General features: G+C 66.1%; 12 protein-coding genes. 10 read left to right on the forward strand and 2 right to left on the reverse strand.

The genetic code is table 11. From position 1 onward, the window contains the following. Window positions 1–83 precede the first annotated feature (83 nt). Window positions 84–893, forward strand: coding sequence for an IclR family transcriptional regulator (locus FBY31_RS14935; RefSeq protein WP_142042566.1), 810 nt, complete (start codon window positions 84–86; stop codon window positions 891–893). Between the two features lie 148 nt (window positions 894–1,041). On the opposite strand, the gene FBY31_RS14940 is transcribed toward FBY31_RS14935, so the two are convergent. After that, complete coding sequence (locus FBY31_RS14940) at window positions 1,042–1,731, reverse strand: GntR family transcriptional regulator (protein ID WP_142042569.1); 690 nt, start codon at window positions 1,729–1,731, stop codon at window positions 1,042–1,044. A gap of 106 nt (window positions 1,732–1,837) precedes the next feature. Between FBY31_RS14940 and FBY31_RS14945 the strand changes: the two genes are divergently transcribed. Genes FBY31_RS14945 through FBY31_RS14960 form a run of 4 tightly spaced genes read left to right on the forward strand, consistent with a single transcriptional unit; the run spans window position 1,838 to window position 7,547 of the window. After that, entirely contained in the window at window positions 1,838–2,596 is a 759-nt protein-coding gene (locus FBY31_RS14945) for a LamB/YcsF family protein (RefSeq protein ID WP_142042572.1), read from the forward strand. A 56-nt stretch (window positions 2,597–2,652) separates the two neighbouring features. After that, window positions 2,653–4,005 carry an MFS transporter gene (locus FBY31_RS14950; RefSeq protein ID WP_142042575.1) on the forward strand — a complete coding sequence of 451 codons (1,353 nt, stop codon included), beginning with the start codon at window positions 2,653–2,655 and terminating at the stop codon, window positions 4,003–4,005. Window positions 4,006–4,024: 19 nt separating this feature from the next. Next, entirely contained in the window at window positions 4,025–5,764 is a 1,740-nt protein-coding gene (locus tag FBY31_RS14955) for a carboxyltransferase domain-containing protein (RefSeq protein WP_142042578.1), read from the forward strand. A gap of 7 nt (window positions 5,765–5,771) precedes the next feature. Then, window positions 5,772–7,547 carry an acetyl/propionyl/methylcrotonyl-CoA carboxylase subunit alpha gene (locus tag FBY31_RS14960; RefSeq protein WP_142042581.1) on the forward strand — a complete coding sequence of 592 codons (1,776 nt, stop codon included), beginning with the start codon at window positions 5,772–5,774 and terminating at the stop codon, window positions 7,545–7,547. 33 nt (window positions 7,548–7,580) lie between these two features. Here FBY31_RS14960 and FBY31_RS14965 read toward each other — a convergent pair whose 3' ends face one another. Beyond that, window positions 7,581–8,513 carry a LysR family transcriptional regulator gene (locus FBY31_RS14965; protein ID WP_142042584.1) on the reverse strand — a complete coding sequence of 311 codons (933 nt, stop codon included), beginning with the start codon at window positions 8,511–8,513 and terminating at the stop codon, window positions 7,581–7,583. A gap of 158 nt (window positions 8,514–8,671) precedes the next feature. On the opposite strand from FBY31_RS14965, the gene FBY31_RS14970 reads away from it, so the two are divergent. The 5 genes from FBY31_RS14970 (at window position 8,672) to FBY31_RS14990 (ending at window position 17,051) form a co-directional block, all read left to right on the forward strand. Further along, a complete protein-coding gene (locus FBY31_RS14970) occupies window positions 8,672–9,976 on the forward strand; it encodes an aromatic ring-hydroxylating oxygenase subunit alpha (RefSeq protein WP_142042587.1) in 1,305 nt (434 codons plus the stop codon). After that, complete coding sequence (locus FBY31_RS14975) at window positions 9,973–11,388, forward strand: ferredoxin reductase (RefSeq protein ID WP_142042590.1); 1,416 nt, start codon at window positions 9,973–9,975, stop codon at window positions 11,386–11,388. Before FBY31_RS14970 ends, FBY31_RS14975 begins: the two co-directional genes overlap by 4 nt. A gap of 260 nt (window positions 11,389–11,648) precedes the next feature. Next, entirely contained in the window at window positions 11,649–13,571 is a 1,923-nt protein-coding gene (locus tag FBY31_RS14980) for a BCCT family transporter (protein WP_142042593.1), read from the forward strand. A gap of 3 nt (window positions 13,572–13,574) precedes the next feature. Further along, complete coding sequence (purU, locus tag FBY31_RS14985) at window positions 13,575–14,504, forward strand: formyltetrahydrofolate deformylase (RefSeq protein WP_142042596.1); 930 nt, start codon at window positions 13,575–13,577, stop codon at window positions 14,502–14,504. 39 nt (window positions 14,505–14,543) lie between these two features. Next, a complete protein-coding gene (locus FBY31_RS14990; RefSeq protein ID WP_142042599.1) occupies window positions 14,544–17,051 on the forward strand; it encodes a GcvT family protein in 2,508 nt (835 codons plus the stop codon). Window positions 17,052–17,110: the final 59 nt, after the last annotated feature.

The raw sequence follows: 17,110 nt of genomic DNA on the forward strand, positions 1-17,110 counted from the left end.
CGAAACTGTGGCAGTAACCGGGAGGACGCTGTAGGCGCCCTCGTTGCGGGAGCGTGAGCCGCAACCTACTGAGAGTATGGATCATGGCTTTGAACAGTGACCGCGAATCCGACGTCGACGCGGAGGCGGGCCAGCACGGCGGCGTGCAGTCCGTGGACCGGGCCCTTGCGGTCTTGGAGATCCTGGCGCGGGACGGCCACGCGGGTGTCAGTGACATCGCCGAGGAGATGGGCATCCACAAATCCACGGTCTCCCGGCTGCTCGGTTCACTGGTGAGCAGGGAGATGGTGCACCAGAACAGCGAGCGCGGCAAATACCAGCTGGGTTTTGGCATCCTCAGGCTGGCCAGTTCAATCCCGGGCAGGCTCAGCCTGGTCCGGGAGGCCCGGCCCGTGCTCGAGGCCCTCGCAGAGGAATTCAAGGAAACAGTTAACCTTGCCGTCCTCCGCTCCAACTACGCCGTCAACGTGGACCAGGCGATGGGCCCGTCCACCCTGGCCACCTATGACTGGGTGGGCAACCTGACGCCGCTGCACGCCACCTCCAGCGGAAAGGTCCTGCTGGCCGCGCTGCCTGCCGAGGAGCGGGAACGCATCCTGAAGGAAACGGGCTTGCCGTCACGGACTCCGCGGACCATCACCAACCGGAAGGAACTCGAAACCCAGTTGCTCGACGTCGCCCGCGACGGGTACGGCGTGGTGCGGGAAGAATTCGAGATCGGACTGACTGCTGCTGCTGTTCCGGTCTACAACCACCTGGGCGCCGTCATCGGAGCGGTCAGTATTTCCGGCCCGGCCTTCCGCTTTGATCCTGAGACCGCGCCGGGACTCATCGAAGGCCTGAAGCAGGCGGGGCTGCAGATCAGCTCCAAGATGGGGTACACCCGGCGTTAGTCACCGGTTGAGGCGGGGGATGCGCTCGCCGGGTACCCGGCCATCAGCCCGGCCGAAACCACCTAGATGACGCCGATCCCCGTGACGGTGAGTCCTCCGCCCTTAAAAGGAATGAGCCCGTCCATCGGGACGGGCTCACCTCGTGCCCTCACCCTGCATCGGCACTGTGTACATCGCTCAGTTTGTCCTCCGAGCGGTCCAGATAGGACAGCAGCAGGTTGGCAGCCCGGTCCAACTCCCCGGACTCCAGGGCCGCGCAGATCGCCTCGTTGTCCGGCAGGTAATGCCGGTAAAAATTCGCATCCATGGTGGCTTTATGAAAGTACAGGCGCATTTCCGCCAGCACCTGGCTCATGATGCTGTTCAGCCGCGGGCTGCCGGCCATGGCAACGATGGCGCCGTGAAAATGCTGGTTTGCGGTGCCCAGGGCTTCGTCGTCGCCGGCCCCCGCGGCGCGTTTTCCTTCCTCCACGGCTGCCCGGACCGCGGCGATGTCCTCGGCACTGCCTCCGCCGCGGACCGCGCTGACCTCGATGGCGCGGCGGACCGTATAGACGTCGTGGATGTCGCCTGCGTCGAGGTTCGCCACAAAGACGCCGCGGTTGGGGAGGCGGACCACCAGCCGTTCACTGGCAAGTTCGGCGAAGGCCTCACGGACGGTGTTGCGGGAAACCCCCAGGTCCTCCGAGATGGTGGACTCGGTGAGCCGTGTCCCCGGCAGCAGTGTCCCCTCCGCGAGCTGGCGCCGCAGCTCATCGGCCACCCGCTCGGCTACGGAAGGTACTGCGACCCGGAGGCGGCCTGGAGCCGGGCGGACGGCGGCGCTCGAAGAGGTCATACTCGAGAATTTACACGATCGCCGCATTGTTGAATTGAAGAATCGTTGAACAATCTGAAGATTTAGTGCATCCTAGTAAGGAGCCATCAATGAGACGGGAATCACAATGACAACCATCGACCTCAACAGCGACGTCGGCGAATCCTTCGGACGCTGGACCCTGGGCGACGACGCGGCGATGTTCGCTTCGGTGTCGAGCGCGAACGTGGCCTGTGGATTCCACGCAGGGGACCCCACTGTCATCCGCGGAACCTGCCGGAACGCGGTATCGGCCGGCGTAGTCATCGGTGCACATGTGGGCTACCGGGACCTGGCAGGATTTGGCCGCCGCTTCCTGGATGTCAGCCCCATGGAACTGGCCGACGACGTGGTCTACCAGATCGGTGCACTGCAGGCCCTTGCATCGGCGGAGGGAGCGCGGGTCCAGTACGTAAAGCCCCATGGCGGCCTCTACAACGCAATCGTCACCCATTCTGCCCAGGCGCAGGCCGTCGTCGACGCCGTGAAATCGGTTGACTCCGGCTTGCCCATCATGGGCCTGCCCGGTTCCGAAGTCCTGCGGCTTGCGGAGGAAGCGGGCCTGCGGGCAGTTACCGAGGCTTTTGCCGACCGTGCCTACAACCCCGATGGAACCCTCGTCTCCCGTTCACAACCGGCAGCGGTCCTTCACCGCCCCGCTGAAGTGGCGGAGCATGTATTAAGGATGGCAACGGAAGGCTCCGTCAGGGCCATTGACGGGTCCATCCTGAAGATCCGCGCAGAGAGCATTTGCGTGCATGGTGACTCACCGGGGGCCGTAGCCATGGCCGCCGCAGTGAAGTCCGCCCTCGGGGACGCCGGCGTCAGCATCGGCCCGTTCCTCTAAAACCCAATCCCGGCCGCAGACAGGCCACCGCACCACCCTCATCCCCCGGAGGAAACATGACCGGCACCAACAAATCAGCCAGGACCGCGGCAAGGAAGCCGCCGGCCGGCGCGCTGAAGGCCTATATCGCCAGCCTCACCGGCACGTCGCTCGAGTACTATGACTTCGCCATCTACTCCGTCGCCTCGGCGCTGGTGTTCCCCAAGATCTTCTTCCCCTCAAATGATGAGTTTGTGGGGCTGCTCCTCTCCTTCTCCGCCTTCGCGGTGGGGTACCTGGCCCGGCCCATCGGCGGTGTCATTTTCGGCCGCCTGGGTGACAAGATCGGCCGCAAGTACGTCCTGGTGTTCACCCTCATGCTCATTGGCGTCGCCACCGTTCTCATCGGTGCGCTGCCGGACTACTCGGTCATCGGCGTCGCGGCCCCCACTATCCTGGTGCTCCTGCGCCTGGCCCAAGGCATCGGAGTCGGCGGGGAATGGGGCGGCGCAGTGCTGCTGTCCAGCGAATTCGGCGACCCCAACAAGCGCGGCTTCTGGTCCTCGGCAGCACAGATCGGCCCGCCCGCGGGCAACCTCATGGCCAACGGAGTCCTGGCCATCCTGGCCGCCTCGCTCAGTACCCAAGCATTCCTCTCCTGGGGCTGGCGCGTGGCCTTCCTCGCCTCGGCCATCCTGGTGGTCTTTGGCCTCCTGATCCGCCTTAAGCTTGAGGAGACCCCGGTCTTCAAAGCCATCCAGGCCAAAGGCGACCGTCCCAAGGCGCCCATCAAGGAAGTATTCACCACCGAGCCCCGGGCGCTGGTGTCGGCGGCCCTCTCGCGGGTCTGCCCCGACGTCCTCTATGCCCTGTTCACCGTGTTCGTGGCCGTTTACGCCACCAAGGAACTGGGCATGACCACGGGCAATGTGCTGGCGGCAATCCTGATCGGATCCGCCTTCCAGCTCTTCCTGATCCCGGCCGCCGGGGCCCTCACCGACCGGCTGAACCGGCGCTGGGTGTATGGCATCGCCGCAGTGGCAACCGCCGCCTACATTCCGCTGTTCTTCCTGATGATCCAGGGAAAATCCGTGCTGATGCTGACCTTTGGCGTAGTGATCGGCCTGGCCCTGCATGCATTTATGTATGGCCCGCAGGCCGCTTTCATCACGGAGCAGTTCCCGGCCCGCCTCCGCTACGCCGGCAGCTCCCTTGCCTACACCCTTGCCGGGGTGGTCGGCGGCGCAGTTGCTCCGCTGATCTTCACGGCCCTTTACGGCGCAGCGTCCGGCGGCTGGTACCTGATCGCCGGGTATATGGCACTGACGGCCATCGTCACGATCGTCGGCATGCGCCTGGGCCGCGACCCGCAGCCGGAAGCGGACATCCAGCTGCTCCACAACGGTCAGGCACGGGAGAGCCACGCCTGACCGGCGCGGCCGCCTACCCATGGAAACAGTCAATAATCCCATCACCGCCCGGGTACTCGCTGTCCGCCCGGTGGGCACCACGGCGGTGCTCGCGGAACTCACAGGGCTTCACGACGTGCTCGCGCTGCAGGCCCTCCTCCTGGAGCACCCGTTCCCCGGCCAGGTGGATGTCCTGGCGGCCGCAGAAACCGTGCTGGTCAAGGCTGATTCGCCCCAGTCCGCGCGGCGCATCGAGGCCCGGCTGCCTGAGCTGGACCTGACGGTCCAGGGGCAGGCGGACGGCAAACTGGTGCAGATCGAGACCGTGTACGACGGCGAGGACCTCGCCGAAGTGGGCCGGCTGACCGGGCTGGGGGTTGAGGGAGTCGTGGCTGCCCATACTGGGCAGGTCTGGACCGTGGCCTTCGGCGGCTTCGCGCCGGGCTTTGGATACATGGTGGGGGAGAACGAGTCGTTGGAAGTCCCCCGCCGGAGTTCACCGCGGACCGCCGTCCCAGCAGGATCGGTGGCCCTTGCAGGCAACTACTCGGCGGTGTATCCGCGGCAGTCACCGGGCGGCTGGCAGCTGATCGGCCGTACCGCGGCGCGGATGTGGGACCTCGGACGCGAGCAGCCTGCTTTGGCTGCCCCGGGGGACCGGGTGCAGTTCCTGGCGGTGCGTGAGCTCGTGGAAGTCCCTGATCGGCCTGCCGGTGCCCCCAATGCACAGGTTCCAGCTGTCCAGGATTCCGCCGCCCACGAGCCCGCCGTCCACGAGCCCGCCGTCCCTTCCGGGCTGCGGATCCTGTCGCCGGGACTCCAGAGCCTGATCCAGGACCTGGGCCGCCACGGGCACGGCAGCCTGGGGGTGTCCGCGGCGGGTGCGCTGGACCGTTCCTCCCTGCGCCGTGCGAACCGGATTGTGGGCAACCAGCCGGGGGCCGCCGTCGTGGAAACCGTGGCCGGCGGGCTGCGCGTGCAGGCGGTGGGGGACCAGGTGCTGGCTGTTACCGGCGCCCCGGTGGCACTGACCGTTGCGCCGCCGTCGGACGTCCCCGGCACCGGCACTGCCCAGGACGACACGGCCGAGGACGACGGCGGCCGGTCCGGGCAGGTGCGCCACGCGCCGATGGCCACGGCGTTCGCCCTGCTGGACGGCGAAGTCTTGACACTCGGGGCACCGGAGCGCGGATTCCGCACTTACCTTGCCGTCCGCGGCGGAGTGGAAGCGGAACCCGTCCTCGGAAGCCGCTCCACCGACACCATGTCCGGGATCGGCCCCGCACCCTTGGCCGCGGGCGGGTTCATCCAGGCAGGGAAAGCCACCTCCTCCAATGTAGTGGGCAATCCTGAGGTGCAGCCGGACTATCCGGACACCGGCGTGACCGTCCTGGACATCGTGCCGGGACCGCGGGATGACTGGTTCGACGCTGCAGCGCTGGAATCGCTCTGCACCCAGGACTGGACGGTGACCCCCCGTTCCAACCGGGTGGGGATGCGCCTTGACGGCGACCCGCTGGAACGGGGCCGGAACGGAGAACTGGCCAGCGAGGGGACCGTGGCCGGAGCCCTCCAGGTCCCGCCCGAGGGGCAGCCTGTGCTGTTCCTGGCGGACCACCCCCTTACGGGCGGCTACCCCGTGGTGGCCGTGGTGGTTGACCACCAACTGGACCTCGCCGCCCAGGTCCCCATCGGCGGACGCATCAGGTTCCGCTGGGCCCCCGGGTACACAGTGCCCGGCAATTCCTTCCCTTCCCCCGACGCTACCCAGACAAAGTGAGCAGCTTATGCGCAAGGTCCTGATCGCCAACCGCGGAGAGATCGCCGTCCGCATCGCCCGTGCCTGCGAGGACGCGGGCCTGGAGTCCGTGGCAGTGTACGCGGACGTGGACGCCGACGCCCTGCACGTTGGCGCGGCTTCCGAGGCCTACTGCCTTGGTGGCAATGCGCCGTCCGAAACCTACCTGGACATCCCCAAGCTGCTGCGCGTCGCCGCGGAGTCCGGCGCGGACGCGGTGCATCCCGGCTACGGATTCCTGTCCGAGAATGCTGACTTTGCCCAGGCTGTCCTGGATGCCGGCCTCACATGGATTGGGCCGTCGCCGGAAGCCATAAGGCTGCTCGGCAACAAGATCACCGCCCGGGAGATCGCCGTCCGGGCAGGCGCCCCGCTGGTGGCGGGCAGCAACGGACCGGTGGCCTCGGCCGCCGAAGCGAGGGCCTTTGCCGAAGAACACGGCCTGCCGGTTGCGATCAAGGCGGCGTTCGGCGGCGGCGGGCGGGGGCTGAAAGTGGTCCGTGGGATGGACCAGATTGAGGAAGCCTTCGATTCAGCAGTGCGGGAAGCGGTGGTGGCGTTCGGCCGCGGCGAATGCTTTGTGGAGCGGTACCTGGACCGGCCCCGGCACGTGGAAGCCCAGGTGCTGGCCGACCCGCACGGCAACGTGGTGGTGGTGGGAACGCGCGATTGCTCCCTGCAGCGCCGGCACCAGAAACTGGTGGAAGAGGCACCCGCACCGTTCCTCACAGCGGAGCAGACCAGGCAAATCTACGACGCCGCCAAGGCCGTCTGCCGGGAAGCCGGCTACTGGGGTGCCGGGACGGTGGAGTTCCTGGTGGCCGCCGACGGCACTGTCGCGTTCCTTGAGGTGAACACGCGCCTGCAGGTGGAACACCCCATCACGGAGGAGACCACCGGCGTGGACCTGGTCCAGGAACAGCTGAGGATTGCCGCCGGCGAGCCCCTGCGCTTCGCTGCTGATCCCGAGCCGCGCGGACACTCCTTTGAATTCCGGCTCAACGCCGAGGACGTAGGCCGGGGCTTCCTGCCCTCGCCGGGAACCATCGCCACCTTCAGCGGCCCCACCGGCCCGGGAGTGCGGCTGGATTCGGGGGTGCGCGCCGGTTCCATTGTGGCGCCGCAGTTCGATTCCCTGCTGGCCAAGCTGATCGTCACCGGCGCCGACCGGCAACAGGCCCTCCGCCGGGCCCGCCGCGCCCTGGCGGAAATGGAGGTCACCGGCGTGGCCACTGTCCTGCCGTTCCACCGCGCCGTGGTCCAGGCCCCTGACTTCACGTCAGAGACAGCACTCGCCATCCACACCCGGTGGATCGAGACGGACTTCACGGATGCCATCGCGGCGGATCCCGGGTTTGCCACCTTGGTCCCTGACGGTGCGCGGCGCACCATCACCGTTGACGTCGACGGCCGGCGCCTCGCCGTCGGCCTTCCCGCGGCCCTGCTGGATGGCTGGGCACGCTCAGGCGGGCGTCCTGTGCAGGGCGCCTCCGTGCAGGAAGGGCCCGACGGCGGCGCTGCCGCCCGCGCTGTTGCCCGCCCTGTTGACCCCGGCGAGCTGCGGGCGGACATGGCCGGGACCGTAGTGAAGTGGCTCGTGGAGCCGGGCGCCGAAGTGGCGGCTGGGGACCCCGTCGTCGTCCTTGAAGCCATGAAGATGGAAACCCAGGTAGCCGCCCACCGGGCCGGGATAGTCACGGATCTCCGGGCGAAGGCCGGAAGCGTGGTCAATGCCGGTGCCGTGCTGGCGACGATCGGGGTTTAAAGGCGGTACCGGCGGCACCCACGCCGGCAGCGCTCAGAGATCCTCTTCGAGCCGGCCGGTGAGGATCCGGTTGGCATTGACCTGCAGGATGCCGAGCGACTCCTGGATCAGGGGTGAGGCGATGCTGCCCCTGCGCACCGCGGCGACAATGCGGCGCGTGGGCTTCCCCTTGCCAGTAATGCGTAGCCGAACCACGTTTTCGGCACCATGCAAAGGCGCCAGCCGGGGCAGCAGGCCGACGCCCAGCCCCGCACCCACGAACGCGATGTGGGTTTCCCATTCAACGGCTTCATGGGCAATCCGGGGTGTCACCCCGACTGCCGTGAACGCCGCCGTGAAGAGGGAATGGTAGGTGGAACCGGCGGACTCCGTGATCCAGGGTTCCGATGCCAGTTCTTCAAGCGTCGCTGTTTCCCGTGATGCCAGCGGATGGTCACCGGGAATGATGACGTCCAGTGGATCATCGAGCAGAACTCTCTGCTCAAAGCGCGGATCGTCCTCACCATAACTGTCGGACTGCATGGCGACAATGACTGCAAGGTCGATTCGTTCCGCAACCAGCAAGTCGAAGCAGCGGGCCGGATCAGCCTCAAGAACCTGCACCTCCAGCAGGGGCCGGGTTGAGCGCAGGGTGGCGGCCAGTGGCGCGAGCAACTGGGCGGCCGCGGTGGAGAACCCGCCGAGGCCAAAACGGGACTGCACCTGGTCACCGGCCTCCATGGCTGCGGCGCGCAGGCTCTCCCACTGGGCAATGAGGGGATCCGAGCCCTCCACCAGAAAGCGGCCCGTGGCGGTCAGGCGCACACCCCGGCCGTCCTTCGTCAGCAGGTGCATTCCAAGCACACGCTGGAGCTCCCGCAATTGCGCGGAGACGGCGGAGGGAGAATAACCCGTGAGCTCCGCGGTCGCGCCTATGGTGCCGCATCGGGCAAACACGCGGAGTGTGATAAGCCTCGGATCGATCATGCACCTATTCTGCATGGTTATCTTCAAAATGTTGCGCTTTTGTTGCAGCTGCCGTGACCCTAATCTCATCATTACAAGTACTTCGGCCATGCCGCTAGCACCCGCGCGAACCCATGGCCACCGCAACACCACTACCCATGCCTCCCGGGAGGAAACCCATGACTGCTTCAGTGAACGTCCCCCTCAATTCACGCGGAAAACTCGCTGCATCCTTGCCGGCCGAGCAGCTGGCAGAAATTACCGCGTTGTTTGAGTTCCGGCGCACCGGCTACTCCCTCGATGCCCCCTTCTACACCGATCGCTCGATCTTCAACATCGACATGGAGGCCATTTTCGGCCAGCACTGGATCTTTGCCGCCAGTACCGCCGAACTGCCGGAGCCGGGCGACTACGTCACCGTCGACTACGGGCCCTACTCCCTGATTGTGCTGCGCAATGACGACGGGGCGGTGAACGTCCTGCACAACGTCTGCCGCCACCGCGGCGCCCGCGTTCTCACCGAAGCTGCCGGGTCAACCGGAAACCTGGTCTGCGGCTACCACTCCTGGACCTACTCCCCGGAGGGCAATTTGATCCATGCCTCCGCGCCGGGGGAAACGAAGTTCGACAAGAGCTGCTTCGGCCTCAAGCGCGCCCACGGCCGCGAGGTCGCCGGACTCATCTTCGTCTGCATCGCGGACGAACCGCCGACGGACTTCGACGAAACCGCAAAGATCTTTGAGCCCTATCTGGCGCCCCACGATCTCTCCAAGACAAAAATCGCCTACCAGCAGAACATCATTGAAGAGGGCAACTGGAAGCTCGTCATGGAGAACAACCGTGAGTGCTACCACTGCGACGGCCACCCGGAGCTCGCCTGCTCCCTCTTCCCCACCTGGGGCCTGACGGAGGGCCTGATCCCGCCCCATCTTGAGGAAGTGTGGAACCGGAACAAGGAGGCCCAGTCCTCGCTCGAGGAGCGTTGCCGCCGCTATGGCCTTCCCTATGAGGTGGTCGAGCAGCTTGACACGCGCGTCGCGGGAATCCGTATCTCACGGGAATCGCTCGACGGTGAGGGTGAATCGTTCTCCCCGGACGGGCGCAGGCTTTCCAAGAAGCTGCTCGGCGACTTGCCCGACTTCCGCCTTGGCCGCTGCTCGATGCACCTGCAGCCCAACAGCTGGTTCCATTTCCAAGGGGACCACGTCATCACGTTCGCCGTCTTCCCCGTCAACGAACACCAGAGCCTGGTACGCACCACCTGGCTGGTTGCTGACGACGCCGTGGAAGGCGTCGACTACGACCTGGAGAAACTCACCTACACCTGGAAGCAAACGAACCTGCAGGACAAGGCGTTCGTGGAGCTGTGCCAGCAGGGCGCCGGCAGTCCCGCCTACGAGCCCGGCCCCTACATGAAGAGCGAATACCAGGTCGAGGCGTTCATCAACTGGTACGTGCAGCGCGTGCAGGAGCACTTGGCATGATTGAACTCCTCACCGAAACGGCAATCCAGGAACCACAGCGTATCCGCGGTCTTGAGATGCCGTGGAACAGGGTGATGGGCACCACCGAGGGACCCGCCAGTGCCGCCCGTGCCTTGGGCCCCTGGCATCCGCAGGAGTTCATGGCCGAATGCGTCGAGACCGTTCCCGAGGCCGGCGGCATGATGACCTTCGTGTTCCGCCGTGCCGACGGTGCGCCCCTGGCGTTCCGTGCCGGCCAGTACGTGAACGTTGCCTTTCCCGTAAATGGCGAGGACCAGGATCCGGTGGACCGCAGCTACTCGCTGTCCAGTTCGCCCACCGAGCCGTGGACCTTCAGCATTACCGTCAAGTGCGACCCCACGGGACTGGTCTCGCCATGGGTGCACGAGAACGTCAAACCCGGCACCGTCCTGGAGATGCTCGGACCGGTCGGGGCATTCCACCTGCCCGACGCCGACCGGCGGGCACGGTACCTCCTGCTGGCCGCCGGCGCAGGCATCACCCCCATCATGTCCATGGTGCGGACCATCCACTCCCTGCCCGGACACGCCGATGTCGTGGTGCTCTACCACGGCTCGGAAGCCGGAGGCTTTGCCTTCCACAAGGAACTGGCCTACATCGCCTCCGTGGACTCGCGCATCAAGGTCCACTACTCCCTGGGCGACCGCAGCAAACCCGAGGGCTGGGAAGGGCTCAGCGGAAGGCTGACGGCGGCGATGCTCGAGGAGGTGGCCCCCGACGCCAACGGCCGCCAGGTCTACGCTTGCGGCCCCGAGGGGTACCTGAACACCGCCACCGAGCTCCTTAGGAAGGTCGGCGTCGACGACACCTCCATCTACATGGAATTCTTCTCCGGAGACCGCCAGACGCTCCTTGAATACCAGGCGGAGCTCGCGTTTGCAGTGGACATTGCGGAGGAAATCGCCGAGGAGATCGCCGAATCCGCCGAGGACTACTACGAAAGCCAGCCCAGCGCGTTCGGGCTCTACGAGCCCGGTTACGACGCCGAGGGAACACTGCAGGCCACGGGGCTGCCGCTGGAAACCGTCGACCCGGACGCGCCCACGGCCGAAGCCCCCGACGGCAGTTCGGAGGTGGGGCCGGAAGCGGGTTCCCCTGACGCCTCGAGCTTCGACACGGTCGGAACAGGCAGCCTCACCCTGTCCTTCCTGCGCACCGGCATCAATGTGCGGATCGACCCGACCGAGCACATCCTCGAGGCGGCCCAGCGCGCCGGCGTCAGGATCGGCGCGAACTGCAAGGAAGGCATGTGCGGCTCCTGCAAGATCGTCAAGCTTTCAGGGGAGATCGAGATGAACCACCAGGGCGGGATCCGGGCACGGGAAATCACTGCCGGCAAGTTCCTGCCCTGCTGCTCCACCGCGCAGACGGACCTGGTGATCGATGCCTAGCCCCTGTTCCGGCCCACTGTCAAGGCGCAGCCGGAATCCCTGAAATAGGGCTTAAGACTTCAGAAAACCCTTGACACGTGACTGTGATACGGGCCACTCTGTTGCTTATCGCGAGACGTGTTGATCCTTACGGAACAACCGTCGCGATGGAAGCAGAGCTGACCTTGATCAGTGAATGCCAGGAAGCCCCCGATCTTCCGTCCGGCTTGGGGACGCCGGAGTACAGCGTCAGCCCATGAATTCAAACCAAAGGACTTGACATGGCTTTGAACAGCGACATCCGCACGGATGCCCGATCCCCCCTTGAGCTGGAGGAGCCCCAGCTCGTTCCTGCACCGGAGAACTCTCCTTCCTCCCACGACTCACACGACGCGGAGGACACCGAACAAATCATGCAGGAACTCCGCCAGACCAAGGCCGAGCAGGCTGTGGCACAACGGCGGAACCGTAAGCTCACCCTCGACAAGGCCACCTTCGGCATCACCGGTGTCCTCGCCCTGGCCTTTGTGGCCTGGGGCTTCCTGGGCCGGGACAGCCTTGCCGCCACGTCAACAGCCGCCCTCGACTGGGTGATGGAGTACACCGGCTGGCTTTTTATGGTCCTGGCCTCGCTGTTCGTTGTTTTCGTCCTCTGGCTGGCCCTGGGCAAATGGGGCAACATTCCCCTCGGCAAGGACGGCGAAAAGCCCGAGTTCCGAACCATTTCCTGGATCGCCATGATGTTTGCGGCCGGCATGGGCATCGGCCTGATGTTCTACGGTGTGGCCGAGCCGCTCTACCACTACATCTCCCCGCCGCCGGGAACGGTGGACGGACGGACGCCGGCAGCCATCCAGACGGCCATGGCAACCTCCATCTTCCACTGGACCCTGCACCCCTGGGCGATGTACGCCGTCGTGGGCATTGCCATGGCCTACGGCACCTACCGGCTGGGCCGCCGGCAGCTGATCTCTGCTGCCTTCACGTCGCTGTTCGGCATCAGGACGGTGGAAGGGCCGGTGGGCAAATTCATCAACATCCTGGCCATCTTCGCCACGCTCTTCGGCACGGCAGCGTCCCTGGGCCTCGGCGCCCTCCAGATCGGCAGCGGACTCACCTCAAACGGCTGGATCGGCGAAGTGGGAACACCCGTCCTGGTGGCCATCGTCGCCGTCCTGACAGCATGCTTCGTGGCCTCGGCGGTGTCCGGCATCAGCCGCGGCATCCAGTGGCTGTCCAACATCAACATGGTCCTGGCCGTGATCCTGGCGCTCATCGTTTTCCTCGCCGGGCCCACCCTGTTCATCCTCAACCTCATTCCCGCAGCAGTCGGTGACTACGCCAGGGACCTCGCCGAGATGTCCTCCCGCACCGAAGCCGTCGGAGACGAAGCGCTCCGGACCTGGATGTCCGGCTGGACCATCTTCTACTGGGCCTGGTGGGTTTCCTGGACGCCGTTCGTGGGCATGTTCATCGCCCGCATCAGCCGCGGCCGCACCATCCGCCAGTTCGTCACCGGCGTCCTGCTGGTCCCCAGCATCGTCAGCGTCATCTGGTTCGGCATCTTCGGCGGCACGGCCTTCCACGTCCAGGAAGAAGCGGACAAGGCAGGCGCCCCCGGCCTGGTCTCCATGGCCAGCGGGTCACCGTCCATCGACTTCGACGGCGCCCTGTTCGACCTCGTCCGGAACATGTCCATGCCTGCCTGGCTCACCGCAGCCGTTGTGGTCCTGGCCATGGTCCTGGTGGCCATCTTCTTCATCACCGGAGCCGATTCCGCATCGATCATCATGGCATCCCTGAGCTCCAACGGGTCCTCCGACCCGAAGCGCGGCCTGGTCATCTTCTGGGGCCTGCTCACCGGGGCGGTAGCCGCCGTGATGATGCTGGCCGGCGGCGATGAACCGTCCGAGGCGCTCTCCGGCCTGCAGCGGATCACCATTGTGGCGGCCCTGCCGTTCGTGCTGGTCATGCTGCTGCTGTGCTTCGCCCTGGTCAAGGACCTGCGCCGGGACCCGCTGTCCCTCCGGCGCCGGCTGGCGGACTCCGTTGTGGAGCGCGCCATCCGCAGCGGCGTGGACCAGCACGGCGGCGTCCAGTTCGATCTCGTTACCAAGCATCAATGTGATCAGCGTTGTCCGGACGACGGCCGCTGCGCGGCTTCCCCCGCTGACACCCAAGCACCCGCAAAGAACCAGGAGTAGACCATGACCACAGTCCTCGAAGGCCGCCCCACCGGTAACGTGACGGTGGAGGCCGGCGACGTTGCCGGTGTCCGCGGCACCGACACCGTACAGTATGTCCTTACCCTTGCGTGCCCGGAGCGCCCCGGAATCGTCCGGGCCATCACGGCATTCCTCGCCGATCGCGGCTTCGACATCGTTGAACACCAGCAGTTCGATGACCACATCAGCGGCAAGCTCTACCTGCGCACGGCCTTCACCCCGGGAGACAATGAAGTTTCCGCGGAAGGCCTCAGCGCGGAGTTCGCTGCCGTCGCCGATGAGTTCGACATGGAATTCTCGATCCACGACGGCCGCCCCCAGCGCCTGCTGGTGATGGTTTCGAAGTTCGGCCACTGCCTCAATGACCTCATCTTCCGCTGGCGCGCCGGCAGCCTGGGTGCGGAGATCGCCGTCGTGGTTTCCAACCACGAGGACCTTCGCCCCATGGCGGAAGCCGCCGGCCTGCAGTTCATCCACGTCCCGGTGACGGCCGCTACCAAGCCCGAAGCTGAAGCGCGCCTGCTGGAACTGGTGGCCGAGTACGACGCGGACCTGGTGGTCCTTGCACGCTACATGCAGGTCCTGTCCAACGACCTGTGCGCCAGCCTCCGCGGCCGCGCCATCAACATCCACCATTCTTTCCTGCCCGGGTTCAAGGGTGCCAAGCCCTACCACCAGGCCTACGACCGCGGCGTGAAGCTCATCGGAGCCACCGCGCACTACGTCACCGCAGACCTGGACGAAGGCCCGATCATCGAGCAGGAAGTGTTCCGGGTGGATCACAGCCTGGACCCGAACGCACTGGTCACGGTAGGGAGGGACGCCGAATCCCAGGCGCTGTCCCGGGCAGTCAAGTGGCACTCCCAGCACCGGGTCCTGCTCAACAACACCCGCACCGTCGTCTTCCGCTAACGCCAACGCCTCTCAAGCAAAACAGGAGAAACAACACCCATGAGCGCATCACCACGCGTTGTCATTATCGGCGCCGGCATTGTCGGGACCAACCTTGCCGACGAACTCGTCACCCGCGGCTGGACCAACATCACGGTGGTGGAACAGGGCCCGCTGGAACTTGCCGGCGGCTCCACGTCGCACGCGCCGGGCCTGGTGTTCCAGAACAACCAGTCACGGACGATGACCGAATTCGCCACCTACACGGTCAACAAGCTGCTCGCCCTGAGCAAGGACGGCCAGTCCTGCTTCAACCAGGTGGGCGGCCTGGAACTGGCAACCACCCCCGAGCGCCTGGCCGACCTCACGCGCAAGATGGGCGTGATGACCTCCTGGGGCGTCGAAAGCCGGATCGTCGACGCCGACGAATGCGAAAAGATCTACCCCCTCCTGAACACCGGCAAGCTCACCGGCGGCCGCGAAGTCCTGGGCGGCCTGCTCATCCCCACCGACGGCCTGGCCCACGCCGCCCGTGCGGTGCAGCTGCTGATCGAGCGCTCCAGTGAGCGTGGCGTGACGTACCAGGGCAACACCACGGTCACCGGCATCGCCCAGGAGGGCGGCAAGGTGACCGGCGTCGAAACCGATAACGGGCTGATCCCGGCGGACATCGTGGTGTCATGCGCAGGTTTCTGGGGCCGTGAACTCGGCAAGATGGTGGGCCTCGAAGTCCCGCTGCTGCCGCTGGGCCACCAGTACGCCGTCAGCACCCCGCTGCCCGAACTTGAGGGCGTCAACGAGCTTCCCAAGGGTGCGAGCAAGCCCATCCTGCGCTACCAGGACAAGGACCTGTACTACCGCGAATGGGGCGACCGCATCGGTATCGGGAGCTACGCCCACCGTCCCATGCCGGTGGATATGTCCGCCCTGCCAAAGGTTTCCGCAGAGGAAATGTCGGATCACCGCATGCCCTCCCGCCTGGATTTCACCCTGGAAGACTTCCTGCCCGCTTGGGAGGACAGCCAGGACCTGCTGCCCGCGCTGCGCAGCTCCGCGATCGAGGACGGGTTCAACGGCATCTTCTCCTTCACCCCCGACGGCGGCCCGCTCATGGGCGAGGCGCCCGACCTCGAAGGCCTGTTCGTGGCCGAAGCCGTCTGGGTCACACACTCGGCCGGCGTGGCCAAGGCAATGGCGGAGCTGCTGGTGGAAGGCCGGTCCCGCACGGACCTGCACGGCTGCGAGCTGACCCGCTTCGAGAAGGTGCAGACCTCCGACGCCTACGTCAGCGAGACGTCCCAGCAGAACTTCGTGGAAATCTACGACGTCATGCACCCGCTGCAGCCCAGGGAATCCCCGCGGGACGTGCGCGTCAGCCCGTTCAACGTGCGGCAGAAGGAGCTGGGGGCGTTCTTCCTGGAGTCCGCCGGCTGGGAGCGGCCGCACTGGTTCGAGGCCAACCGCGGCCTCCTCGAGGAGTTGCCGGAGGAGTGGCAGACGCCGGAGCGGGATGAATGGTCCGCCATGTTCTCGTCCCCCATCTCGGCGGCCGAGGCGTGGAAGACGCGTACCGCCGTCGGACTTTTCGACATGACGCCGCTGAAGCGGCTCTCCGTCTCGGGGCCCGGCGCGCAGGCGCTGCTGCACCGCCTCAGCACGGGCAACATCGCCAAGAAGCCGGGTGCCGTGACGTACTGCCTGCTGCTGGAGCACGACGGCGGCATCCGCAGCGACGTGACCGTCGCAAGGCTGGCGGAGGAAGAGTTCCAGCTGGGCGTGAACAGCAACGTGGACTTTGATTACCTCCGAGTGGAGGCCCGCAAGCAGTCTGCTGCGGACCCTGCACAGTGGGCGCACGTCACCGACATCACCGGCAGTACTTGCTGCATCGGGCTGTGGGGGCCGCTGGCCCGCGAGGTGATCGGCAAGGTCAGCTCCGACGACCTGACCAACGACGGCCTGAAGTACTTCCGGACCAAGGAAATCTCCGTGGGCGGCATCCCGGTCACGGCCATGCGGCTGTCCTACGTGGGTGAACTCGGATGGGAGCTGTACACCACCGCCGATTACGGACTGAAGCTGTGGGACTTATTGTTCGAGGCGGGCCGGGAGCACGGCATCATCGCCGCCGGCCGTGGCGCGTTCAACAGCATGCGCCTTGAGAAGGGCTACCGGCTGTGGGGCACGGACATGACATCGGAGCACCACCCGTACGAGTCCGGCCTGGGCTTCTCCGTGGCCAAGGACAAGACGGGCTTCGTGGGCGCTGAGGCCCTCGCGGCCCGCAAGGAGCAGCCGGCCACGCGTGCGCTGCGGTGCCTGACGGTCGACGACGGCACTTCCCTCGTGCTGGGCAAGGAACCGGTGTACGTGGCCGGGGAAGCAGTCGGGTACGTTACGAGCGCTGCCTACGGCTACTCGGTGCGCAAGCCGATCGCCTACGCCTGGCTGCCGGCTTCGGTGACCGAAGGCGACTCGGTTGAGGTGGAGTACTTCGGGAAGCGCATCGCCGCCACCGTCACGGCCGAGCCCCTCTTCGACCCGGGCATGGAGCGCCTCCGCGGCTGATCCCAACACCGGTGGTTGAGCTTGGGCCCACTGCCGCCGGGTTCCTGACCGAGCTTGCG

Origin of the sequence: Arthrobacter sp. SLBN-100 (assembly GCF_006715305.1) — a bacterium.
Taxonomy (GTDB): Bacteria; Actinomycetota; Actinomycetes; order Actinomycetales; family Micrococcaceae; genus Arthrobacter.

Excerpts from the sequence above, each read along its gene's own strand:
- FBY31_RS14935 (WP_142042566.1), top strand. The coding sequence starts at position 84 with ATGGCTTTGAACAGTGACCGCGAATCCGACGTCGACGCGGAGGCGGGC.
- FBY31_RS14940 (WP_142042569.1), bottom strand. The coding sequence starts at position 1,731 with ATGACCTCTTCGAGCGCCGCCGTCCGCCCGGCTCCAGGCCGCCTCCGG.
- FBY31_RS14945 (WP_142042572.1), top strand. The coding sequence starts at position 1,838 with ATGACAACCATCGACCTCAACAGCGACGTCGGCGAATCCTTCGGACGC.
- FBY31_RS14950 (WP_142042575.1), top strand. The coding sequence starts at position 2,653 with ATGACCGGCACCAACAAATCAGCCAGGACCGCGGCAAGGAAGCCGCCG.
- FBY31_RS14955 (WP_142042578.1), top strand. The coding sequence starts at position 4,025 with ATGGAAACAGTCAATAATCCCATCACCGCCCGGGTACTCGCTGTCCGC.
- FBY31_RS14960 (WP_142042581.1), top strand. The coding sequence starts at position 5,772 with ATGCGCAAGGTCCTGATCGCCAACCGCGGAGAGATCGCCGTCCGCATC.
- FBY31_RS14965 (WP_142042584.1), bottom strand. The coding sequence starts at position 8,513 with ATGATCGATCCGAGGCTTATCACACTCCGCGTGTTTGCCCGATGCGGC.
- FBY31_RS14970 (WP_142042587.1), top strand. The coding sequence starts at position 8,672 with ATGACTGCTTCAGTGAACGTCCCCCTCAATTCACGCGGAAAACTCGCT.
- FBY31_RS14975 (WP_142042590.1), top strand. The coding sequence starts at position 9,973 with ATGATTGAACTCCTCACCGAAACGGCAATCCAGGAACCACAGCGTATC.
- FBY31_RS14980 (WP_142042593.1), top strand. The coding sequence starts at position 11,649 with ATGGCTTTGAACAGCGACATCCGCACGGATGCCCGATCCCCCCTTGAG.
- purU (WP_142042596.1), top strand. The coding sequence starts at position 13,575 with ATGACCACAGTCCTCGAAGGCCGCCCCACCGGTAACGTGACGGTGGAG.
- FBY31_RS14990 (WP_142042599.1), top strand. The coding sequence starts at position 14,544 with ATGAGCGCATCACCACGCGTTGTCATTATCGGCGCCGGCATTGTCGGG.